This is a genomic window from uncultured Wocania sp., from assembly GCF_964021735.1.
In the GTDB taxonomy this organism is placed as follows: Bacteria; Bacteroidota; Bacteroidia; order Flavobacteriales; family Flavobacteriaceae; genus Wocania_A.
Genome location: NZ_CAXIBN010000116.1, coordinates 1 through 10,429, shown reverse-complemented (window position 1 = coordinate 10,429; position 10,429 = coordinate 1). Strand labels below are relative to the sequence as shown.

11 protein-coding genes are annotated in these 10,429 nt (G+C 31.0%); all 11 read right to left on the bottom strand.

All coding sequences use genetic code 11. The features are described 5' to 3' along the window. Positions 1-217 precede the first annotated feature (217 nt). On the bottom strand, positions 218-541 hold the full coding sequence (locus AADI82_RS10695) for a hypothetical protein (protein ID WP_034041650.1): 324 nt from the start codon (positions 539-541) through the stop codon (positions 218-220). Between the two features lie 34 nt (positions 542-575). Continuing rightward, a complete protein-coding gene (locus tag AADI82_RS10690; protein WP_341216428.1) occupies positions 576-2,105 on the bottom strand; it encodes a bifunctional GNAT family N-acetyltransferase/carbon-nitrogen hydrolase family protein in 1,530 nt (509 codons plus the stop codon). After that, the gene (locus tag AADI82_RS10685; RefSeq protein ID WP_341216427.1) at positions 2,105-3,079 is read right to left on the bottom strand and encodes a deoxyhypusine synthase family protein; all 975 of its coding nucleotides are present in this window, start codon (positions 3,077-3,079) and stop codon (positions 2,105-2,107) included. The genes AADI82_RS10690 and AADI82_RS10685 overlap by 1 nt, the downstream gene beginning before the upstream one ends. Next, the gene (gene speB, locus AADI82_RS10680; protein ID WP_341216426.1) at positions 3,069-4,007 is read right to left on the bottom strand and encodes an agmatinase; all 939 of its coding nucleotides are present in this window, start codon (positions 4,005-4,007) and stop codon (positions 3,069-3,071) included. Before speB ends, AADI82_RS10685 begins: the two co-directional genes overlap by 11 nt. A gap of 107 nt (positions 4,008-4,114) precedes the next feature. Further along, the gene (locus AADI82_RS10675) at positions 4,115-5,575 is read right to left on the bottom strand and encodes an arginine decarboxylase (RefSeq protein ID WP_341216425.1); all 1,461 of its coding nucleotides are present in this window, start codon (positions 5,573-5,575) and stop codon (positions 4,115-4,117) included. Between the two features lie 325 nt (positions 5,576-5,900). After that, the gene (locus AADI82_RS10670) at positions 5,901-6,743 is read right to left on the bottom strand and encodes a pseudouridine synthase (protein WP_341216424.1); all 843 of its coding nucleotides are present in this window, start codon (positions 6,741-6,743) and stop codon (positions 5,901-5,903) included. 65 nt (positions 6,744-6,808) lie between these two features. Then, the gene (locus tag AADI82_RS10665; protein ID WP_341216423.1) at positions 6,809-7,711 is read right to left on the bottom strand and encodes a geranylgeranylglycerol-phosphate geranylgeranyltransferase; all 903 of its coding nucleotides are present in this window, start codon (positions 7,709-7,711) and stop codon (positions 6,809-6,811) included. A 53-nt stretch (positions 7,712-7,764) separates the two neighbouring features. Then, positions 7,765-8,694, bottom strand: a complete 930-nt coding sequence (locus AADI82_RS10660) for a mevalonate kinase (RefSeq protein WP_341216422.1) — start codon at positions 8,692-8,694, stop codon at positions 7,765-7,767. Positions 8,695-8,720: 26 nt separating this feature from the next. Continuing rightward, the gene (locus AADI82_RS10655; protein ID WP_341216421.1) at positions 8,721-9,803 is read right to left on the bottom strand and encodes a diphosphomevalonate decarboxylase; all 1,083 of its coding nucleotides are present in this window, start codon (positions 9,801-9,803) and stop codon (positions 8,721-8,723) included. A gap of 3 nt (positions 9,804-9,806) precedes the next feature. Then, positions 9,807-10,343, bottom strand: coding sequence for a DUF1697 domain-containing protein (locus AADI82_RS10650; RefSeq protein ID WP_341216420.1), 537 nt, complete (start codon positions 10,341-10,343; stop codon positions 9,807-9,809). After that, positions 10,344-10,429 (bottom strand): NAD(P)/FAD-dependent oxidoreductase (locus AADI82_RS10645; protein WP_341216429.1); only part of this gene is annotated, 86 nt, incomplete at its 5' end.

Below are 10,429 nucleotides of genomic sequence, written 5' to 3'. Positions count from 1 at the left end.
TTAACAAAAAATTTGTTTTCATTATTGTACAGATTTTAAAATTAAATTGAAAAAAATATCGAAAAACATCCTACCACAAGCCCGAATTACTTACAGTAATTTTGATCATTAAAACTACTAGTAGTCAATATTATATATATGTTTCGTTTTATTGTTCAGATTATGCTTCATAAAAAAATTAGATCTATTAAATTGTTTAATGATGCGTCTTTAGTTTTTAATCTAAATCTTCAGAATCTTCATCAATAATGTTTGGATCTTGTACAGCTTCTGGATCATCATCATCAAAATCTTCGTAGTCATCCTCATCATAATTCTCCATAGTTAACTCTAGTTTTGTGCTTACTTTTACCAAATACTTAGTATCATCTGTAATAACCTCAACAGCTTCAATTAGTTCGTTTTGAGCGTTTCTAAAGGTTACTATATGATCTTCATCATAACCATCTGGATATTTCTCCACCAATAAAGCTAGAATTTCTGGTGTTAACTTTTTAAAATCTACGATAACACGTTTTAAATTGTCGTTTCTTTTTGTCATTATCTTAGGTAAAATTAATTTTTAGTTAAAGATATTATTTAATTCTTATAACATCGTAAAAATCTTTTCTTCTATCTTTTAAATTTTTAACAGCTCCAAAAGCATGCAACTCTCTTAATAAGCTTAAATCTACATCGGCTACTAATATCATTTCTGTATTTGTGGTCGCTTCTGCTTTAATGCCATTGCTTGGAAATGAAAAATCGCATGGTGTAAATACTGCAGATTGCGCATACTGAATATCCATATTATTAACATTGGGTAAGTTACCAACACTCCCTGCTATGGCAACATAACATTCGTTTTCAATGGCTCGCGCTTGGGCACATAATCGTACACGAGAATAACCGTTTTGTGTATCGGTTAAAAAGGGTACAAATAGGATATCCATTCCTTCGTCTGCTAGTAAACGAGATAGTTCTGGAAATTCAGAATCATAACAAATTAAGATGCCTATTTTTCCTGCATCTGTTTCAAATGTTTGCAACTTATTACCTCTTTGCATTCCCCAAACTTTTGCTTCGTCTGGAGTTACATGTATTTTCTCATAACGCTCTAAGCTACCATCTCTACGACATAAATACCCAACATTAAACAATTTATTATCTATAACTTCTGGCATACTACCAGTAATAATATTAATGTTATATGATATAGATAATTGCTGCATTTTCTCAACAATAACTTCGGTATATTTTGCTAATTCTCTAATAGCATCAGGTTCATGCAAATGATTAAACTTTGCCATAAGTGGTGCGTTAAAAAACTCAGGAAATACTGCAAAATCTGATCTGTATGCTGCAACACTATCTACAAAGTATTCTACTTGTTGCATCAATTCTTCTAAACTATTGTAGGTTCGCATTTGCCATTGAATTAAACCTAACCTTACAACCGTTTTTATATTACTGGCTTTTCTAGTTTTCTTGGTATAATATACATTATCCCATTCCATTAAAACAGCATATTCGTTAGATGCAGTATCGCCTTCTAAATACCCTTTAATAATTCTTAATGGATGAAAATCGTTAGATATTTGAAAGTTTAAAACTGGATCGTGTATCTCTTTTCGTTTAACTTTTTCTATATACTCCTTTGGTGTTAACTCACTTTGATACTTATGGTAATTTGGCATTCGCCCACCAAATACAATCCCTTTTAAATTAAGCTCTTCACAAAGTTCTTTTCGGTAATCATATAAACGTCTTCCTAATCGTAAACCTCTATACTCTGGCTTTATAAAAACATCAATGCCATAAAGCACATCCCCATTAGAATCATGATTTTTAAATTTATCACCTTCAATAATGTCTGCATAGGTATGATTATCTTCAATATTGTTATAATTAACTATAAGTGATAAAGCACAACCTGCTATATTACCATCTATTTTTATAACGACTTGTCCTTTAGCAAAAATAGCAGTTAACTGTTCAATATGATGTTTTTTCCAATAGCTGTCAAGTACACCTCCGTAAGATTCGAGTGTTGCCGATTTTAATTCTTCAAAATCATCAACAGTCAAATACTTTAATTCGATATTTTCTATTTTCTGTTCTTCCATTATAAGTTTAGAAGATAAGCAAAAATTAAAGGCGCAACAATAGTTGCATCGCTTTCTATAATAAACTTAGGTGTATCAATACCTAATTTTCCCCAAGTAATTTTTTCGTTTGGTACTGCTCCAGAATACGAACCGTAACTTGTTGTAGAGTCGCTAATTTGACAAAAATAACTCCAAAACGGTGTATCTGTGCGTTCCATATCTTGATATAACATGGGCACTACGCATATTGGAAAATCGCCAGCAATTCCTCCTCCTATTTGGAAGAACCCAATACCATTCTTAGAATTATCGGTATACCAATCTGCTAGAAAAGTCATGTACTCAATACCAGACTTCATAGTACTAGCTTTCAATTCGCCTTTAAGCACATAACTCGCAAAAATATTTCCCATAGTGCTATCTTCCCAACCTGGGCAGATTATTGGTAAATTCTTTTCAGCTGCGGCATACATCCACGAATCTTTTAAATCAATTTCATAGTACTGCTCTAGCACACCAGACAACAACATTTTATACATATACTCATGTGGCAAATAACGTTCGCCTTTAGCGTCTGCATCTTTCCAGATTTTAAAAATATGTTTTTGTAATCTTCTAAAGGCTTCGTGCTCAGGAATACATGTATCAGTAACTCTATTTAGTCCTTTCTCTAATAAATCCCATTCTTCTTGAGGAGTTAAATCACGATAATTTGGCACACGTTTGTAATGTGAGTGCGCTACCAAATTCATAATATCTTCCTCAAGATTTGCACCAGTACAAGAAATGATTTGAACTTTGTCTTGACGAATCATTTCTGCAAAACTTTTACCAAGTTCTGCGGTACTCATAGCACCTGCCAAAGACACTAACATTTTTGCACCATTGTTTAATTGTGCTTCGTAGCCTTTAGCTGCATCTACTAATGCAGCTGCATTAAAATGCAAATAATGTTTTTCTATAAATTGAGAAACTGGTCCTTTAGTAATCATCGTTATCGGTGTGTTTTGAATTATTTTTATTTACATAATTGCTATCAAAAGCATTATTATAATCGTCTTCTGCTTCATCGTTTCGAAACTTATAGCTTAACATTTTATAGTATAATTTAGCAGCTAAAAAGTCTGAAGATTTATCTTTTGAATTTGGGCATAACTCAACAATATCAAAACCTACCACGTTTTTTTCTTCAAAAACTTGCTTCAAAAACTCTAAAGTTTCATACCATAATAATCCTCCAGGTTCTGGTGTACCTGTACTTGGCATAATTGAAGGGTCGAAAGCATCTAAATCAAAAGTAATAAAAACATTATCTGTCATTTGATCGATTGCAGCATCCATCCAAGTATCATCAATAGCCATATCATGTGCAAAATAGGTTTTCTCATCATCCATAACGGTTTTTTCCATCACATCCATTGATCGAATACCAACTTGAATTAGATTAGTGTTTTGGCTCGCTTCGTAAACAGCACAAGCATGATTACACTTAGAACCTTCATAAGACTCACGCAAATCTGCATGTGCATCAATATGTAGTACAGTTAAACTAGGGTACATCTCGTTGAATGCACGAATAGTACCAATAGAAATAGAATGCTCACCACCAAAAATGGTTACAAACTTGTTCTTTTTAATATATTTTTTAACAATTTGATGTACTGCTTCAACCATAGTTTCTGGTGAACTATTTTCTGTTACAGCATCAACCAAATGCACACCTTGTTTATACACTTCGGTGTTTGTTTCAATATCGTAAAGTTCCATGTTCTCAGAAGCATTTAAAAAAGCTTCAGGGCCTTTGTCTGCACCTTTTTGCCATGTACTTGTACCATCATAAGGCACAGGGATTAATACAATTTTCGCGCTTTCTAATTTTGCTAATTCTTCTGGAATTCCAGCGTATGTTTTTGTTTTCATGTGTGTATTTTATTATTTTTCAATGGTCACATATAACCCTTTAATGATTAAAGCAATCTTTAGACTGAGTATTTAAAGATTATTTTAATCATGACGATTTCATTGTTTTATTTATCTGCTAATTGCAAATCAACTTCTGTATTAGTTGTTTGTACTCCGTTTGTTTCAGGCTTTTTATCGTAACCTAAAATTTTTAGTAAATCTTCACTTTTCTGTTGTTCAGAAAATAATTCGGTTGTTATATTTCCATCTGCGTCTTTATTAATTAAAATATGCTTTGGTGTTGGAATTAAACAGTGCTGTAAACCTCCAAATCCTCCAATAGTTTCTTGGTAAGCACCTGTATTGAAAAACCCAATATATAATGGTTTTTCTTTGTTGTATTTTGGTAAATAAATAGCATTCATGTGTTGTTCGCTATTGTAATAATCATCACTATCACAGGTTAAACCTCCCAATAAAACACGCTCATAACTATCGTTCCAACGGTTTAATGGTAACATAATAAATCGCTTATTAATGGCCCAAGTATCTGGTAAGGTTGTAATAAATGATGAGTTAATCATGTTCCACTTCTCACGATCGTTTTGTTGTTTTTGGTAAAGTATTTCGTAAATCGCCCCACCACTTTCTCCAACAGTAAAGCTTCCAAACTCTGTAAAAATATTTGGCACATCTACTCCTTCTTCTTCACAAGTTACTTTAATTTGATTTACAATTTCATCAACTAAATACTCATAATCAAAATCGAAAACTAATGAGTTTTTAATTGGAAATCCGCCACCTATATTTAAACTGTTTAAAGTTGGGCAAATTTTCTTTAAACTAGTATAAACCTTTAAGCATTTTAAAAGTTCGTTCCAGTAATAAGCATTATCACGAATACCGGTATTAATAAAAAAGTGAAGCATTTTAAGTTCTACTTTTTTATTATTCTGGATTTGATTTTTATAAAAGGGCACAATGTTTTTGTAGCCAATACCTAGGCGCGATGTATAGAATTCGAACTTTGGTTCTTCTTCTGAAGCTATACGAATACCAACATTAAATTTTCCGTTTATCTCCTGCGAAAGTAAATCGATTTCTTCATAATTATCAATTATTGGAATGCAGTTTTTATGTCCGCTGTTAACAAGTCTTGCTATATTAGTTACATATTGCGCACGCTTAAAACCATTACTAATTACAAAGGTATCATTAGTGATTTTACCTTCGCTTTTTAGGCTTTCAATAATATCAATATCAAAAGCTGAAGAGGTTTCAATATGAATATCGTTTTTTAATGCTTCGTGTAAAACATGCTTAAAGTGCGAGCTTTTAGTACAATAGCAATAGTTGTATTTACCTTTGTAATTATGTTTTTCAATAGCATTTTCAAACCATTGTTTTGCTCTATTTATGTTATTAGAAATTTGAGGTAAGTAAGTAAATTTTAATGGCACCCCATATTGCTCAACCAATTGCATTAGGTTAACATCATGAAAATTAAGTTTATTACCTTGAAGCTTAAATTCGTCTTGCGGAAAATCAAAAGTTTGATTGATTAAATCAATATATTTAGTATTCATTATTATTTTTAAAAAGTTGTGAGATTTAGATAGAAAAACAGTTTAAACTGTTTAAAAACAAACAATAATGATGTGTATCAAATTTGTATTTGGCTTTGTGTAGTAGGTATAAAGCCGTAGTTATGCTGACTAGCATAGATAGGTAAAACGGAAGTTAGCTTTAAAATTCGGTCGCTTATCCTATAAGCTGCTTTTGAATATGACTTCCTAATTTTCAAAAGCCCGAACACAGAAACAGGGTTCAATTTGTTCAGCTAAATGCATTACAAATGAAATACTTTTTTTTTAATTACAAGGATTTAATAGTCTTTTTTTTATTAATAAATTAAAGCATTTTTAGCGTATTCAATTCCTGCTCGGTTAAATGCTTCCAACTACCACGCGGAATATCTTTTTTAGTTAAATGCCCAATAGCTACACAATCTAAATTTTCTATCTCGTACTTTAAATAATCAAAAATAGTACGAATAATTGTGTTGCCTGTGTTTTTAATTTTTAAGCCTATTTCTTTTTTGGAAGCACCATCAATATAACTAATCTCTTCAACAGCAACAAGTTTACCTTGAACTTTAAAACCTTCTTGAATTTTCTTTAAATCTTCAAGCTTTAAGTTTTTATTCAATTCAATGTGAAATAAACGTGCCACACCATTTTTAGAGTTGGTGAATTTATCTACAATAGCATCATCATTTGTAAACAACAATAATCCTTTTGAATTTCTACCCAAACGCCCTATTGGTTTTATTCTAGACGATGTTGCATTAGATACTAAATCCATTACCGTTCTGCCTTTACCTTCGCTTGTAGTAGTTGCAAATCCTTTTGGTTTATTAAGTAAAACGTAAGCTTTCTTTTCTGGATTTATACGCGCACCATCGTAACGCACTTCATCACCTATTTTTACTTTATAACCCATTTCGGTAATTACTTTTCCGTTTACAGAAACCAAACCTGTGGCAATATGCACATCAGCCTCACGACGCGAACACATACCAGAATTAGCCACATATTTGTTTAAACGAATCTCATCTGGATTAGATGGTTTTTTGGGCTTAGGTTCTGCCTTTTTAAAAGGTGTATTTCCTTTTACATAACTTTTTTTAAAGTTCTTTTTAGAACCCTCTACAGAAGTTTTTCCTTTTCTTTGTCCACCTTGTTGTTTACTCATTACTTAAATTTTAATGCAAAGATATAGCTAAAATTACGATTTAAGATTTAAGGTCTTCCATTTTATTAAATTCTGTTCAATACCAAATCAACATTAATTAAAACTATACTAAAAACACCAGCTAAAATGATAAACTTTAAAACATTATGAAGTACTAAATAATGTACTTTTGTTTTAGCTTTCCAAAGCAATAACAGAAATCCTAGTAGTAACACAATACATAAATAAAAATAGATATACATAAAACCAATTTCGAAACGACACACTAATAAGTATATTGGTATTAATGTTAGTACAGATAACATTGTAAGCATAGCTTTAGATGCTCTTTCACCATAAGCAATTGGTATAGTTTTATAGTTTAAAAGTAAATCACCTTTAATGTTTTCTAAGTCTTTGGTGAGTTCTCTCATCGAAACAACTAAAAACAGAAATAAGGCATGCACAAAAATGACAGTTTCAAAATTTTTGTAATACATAAAAATGGCAAAAAATGGAGTTATAGTTAAAATTGCCGATGTTAAATTACCTATAAATGGAAGTTTTTTTAGTTTATGCGAATAAAACCAAATACCAAAAATATAAACAGAAAAAAAGATAACGGGCTTAAACGACACATAACTTGCCATAATAACTGCTATAAAATTTAGTACAAAATAGAATGACAGTTTTGTATTTTGACTTATCAACCTATCTAATTTTGATTTATGCGGACGATTAATTAAGTCTTTTTCTGAGTCGTAAAAATTATTAATAATATAACCGCCAGCAATGGTCGCTGCCGATGCCAAGACCAACATGAGTAAATTAATATCAAAAAGGACACTTTTTAGTGGTTTATCGTGAGCAAGAATATAAATAGCTGCTAAATACTGAGCTAGAACAATAACTAAAATATTATAACCACGAACCACAGAAAACATACTGAAGAATTTTATTAGTATATATTTCTGTCTTCGGTTGAACATGAAAATTAATTTAGTAAAAGACCTTTCGACTGCGCTCAAGGTGACAGAGAAGTTTAAAAGTTATAAACCACTTCTAACTTATAATCTTTTAAAGACTGTTTTGCAATATCAATATTTTCAGTAAAACCTAAAATATAACCACCACCACCTGAGCCACAAAGCTTTAAATAGTATTCGTTAGTTTCAATACCTTTTTTCCAAAGCTCATGAAACTGCTTAGGTATCATGGGTTTAAAATGATTTAAAACCACTTTTGATAATTGCTTGGTATTACTAAATAACGATTTAATATCGCCTTTTAAGAAATCGTCAACACAAGCATCTGTATGCTTAATGAATTGATCTTTTAGCATTTTTCTAAAACCTTCTTGTTTCATATTTTCCATAAAAATACTAACCATAGGAGCAGTTTCTCCTATAATACCACTATCTAATAAAAACACTGCATTTTTCCCTTCGGTATTTTGTGATGGAATACCAGTGGCTTCAATATTATCTTTAGAATTTATTAAAATAGGAATACTTAAATAGCTATTTAAAGGATCTAAACCTGAAGATTTACCATGAAAAAACGATTCCATTGCAGAAAAAATCGATTTTAATTTAAGTAATTTTTCTCTAGTTAAATTCTCTAAAACCGTGATTTTATCTTGGGCATATTTATCGTAAATAGCTGCTACTAAAGCGCCACTACTTCCCACACCATAACCTTGTGGGATAGAAGAATCGAAATACATTCCTGCTTCAACATCTTCTTGAAGTGTATCAATATCAAAAACCACTAATTCTGAATCAATATTACTCAAATAATTAACAAATTTCTTTAAGCTTTCATTTGAAGTTAAAGCTTCTTCAGAAGGGTTTTCGTCTGTCTTTAAAGCTCCATTATAAAAATTATATGGAATTGATAAACCTTTAGAATCTTTAATGATTCCATATTCTCCAAAGAGTAATATTTTTGAGTAAAAAAGAGGTCCTTTCATTATTTAAATCTGCCTTGAGTATAAAGTTACAATTGTTTTGCACCAAAACCAATTCTGTCGCAAATATAATGACCGTTTTGGCAATATGCAACTAATTCATTATTAATGAATTCGTTCACCATTTCTGTTTCTGCTTCTGGGTATAATACATGTACATTCGCACCAGCATCTAAAGTAAAACATACATTTGAGCTTGTTTTTTGCCTAAATACCCATATTTTATTAATAATTTCTAATGTGTTTGGCTTCATTAAAATGAAATATGGCATACTGGTCATCATCATAGCATGAAGGGTTAAAGCTTCACTTTCAACAATTTTGATAAATGATTTTAAATCTCCTGTTTTAAATACATCTATTAAACTCGACAGGTTGCTATGAGCTTGCTTAAATCGTTCTTGAGCAAAGGGATGATTGTGCATTAAATTATGCCCAACCGTACTACTTACTTGCTTTTCGCCTTTATCTACAAGTAAAATAGTATCGTTATAATTTTTAAAGTTTTGATGGACTTCAAAAGGATATTTTACTCCAAATAAATCTGAACTTCCATCAATTTCATCATGTTTACCCCAAACCACCAAATCACCTTCCAAACTTCTGCATGCACTACCTGAACCTAATCGAGATAAAAATGATGCTTTTTGAGTAAAGTATTCATCTGTCACTTCCACTCCGCTCAGTGACCGTTCAAGACTCATTAAGCATGAAGCTAAAGCGCTCATCCCAGAAGCTGATGACGCAATACCCGAACTGTGCGGAAATGTATTTGACGTTTCAATTTTAAAATAATAGCCTTTTAAAAATGGTAAATAAGCTTCAATACGTTTAAAAAAAGTTTCAATTTTTGGCTTAAAATCGTCTTTCTTTTCGCCATCTAAAAATACATCAAATAAAAATTCATTATTATTTTCTTTTTTAGAAAATCTTAAAGTAGTTGTTGTTTTACAGCTATCTAGCGTAAAACTTATGGATGGGTTTTCTGGGATTTGATGTTCCTTTTTACCCCAATATTTTACTAAAGCGATATTACTTGGCGACGACCAAATGTAACTTCCTTTTTCTATTAAATTTTTATATGCTGTTGGAATAAAATCTTTTACTGTCATTTATTATTTTTCTACTGACAAAGATAATAACTTTACCATTGTATTATAGTTTCTTGCTGTTGCAGTTGTTTTAAGTTTTTTTTCGAAAAAATTCATATTGAATTTAGCTTGACCATATCCTTTTTCACAATAAAAATAAATACAATCATTAATGATGTGATATTCTTCGCCATCGTATACTTTTTTAGAAGCTACTCTCACCAATTCTTCCTCCGGTTTATTATGTAATAACATAAAATAGCTCTTTAATTTCTTTTCTTCTATAAATGGACTAGCATCAAAAATGCGTTTCAAATCACCTCTTGTTTTTACTAAAACAGATACTTCAAACCCAAAATGGGCGATAATGGCCTTTTGAATTACTTCTTCGATAGATAAAGTGTTTTCTTTTGAAGATTGAAATATTACATTACCACTTTGAATATAGGTTTGCACATTTTTTAAATCAGATTTGGCAAGTAATGTACGTAAATCTGCCATGGGTACTTTTTTATACCCTCCAACATTAATACCTTTTAATAAAGCAATATAAGTACTCATTTATTCTGATATAGATTTAGCTGCAATAAATGCTCCTGTCCATGCATTTTGAAAATTAAACCCACCTGTAACAGCATCAATATTTA